At 68.6% G+C, this 318-nt stretch carries 1 protein-coding gene; it reads left to right on the forward strand.

The features are described 5' to 3' along the window. The coding region (locus tag UUA_RS18325; RefSeq protein WP_008439728.1) for an alginate export family protein at window positions 1-318 on the forward strand (318 nt) is incomplete at both ends.

Below are 318 nucleotides of genomic sequence, written 5' to 3' on the forward strand. Positions count from 1 at the left end.
GGCAGCGAATTCAACCAGTACTGGTTGCGCTGGCAGGGCGACCGGTTCGGCGCCACCGCCGGTCGTCAACGGCTGCTGCTGGACAACCAGCGCTGGGTCGGCAACGTGGGCTGGCGCCAGCACGAACAGACCTTCGATGCGGTCGAGTTGCGCTGGCAGCCGCTGGCGGCGCTGACGGTGCGCTACGACTGGCTCGACCGCGTGCACCGGGTGGCCGGCCGCGATGCGCTGAACCCGCTCGCGCGCGAGCGCAAGTTGAACACCCATCTGCTCAATCTGGCGTGGACTCGGGACGCGCAGCAATGGACGGGTTATGCC

The sequence above is a fragment of the Rhodanobacter thiooxydans LCS2 genome (assembly GCF_000264375.1).
GTDB classification, from domain to species: Bacteria; Pseudomonadota; Gammaproteobacteria; order Xanthomonadales; family Rhodanobacteraceae; genus Rhodanobacter; species Rhodanobacter thiooxydans.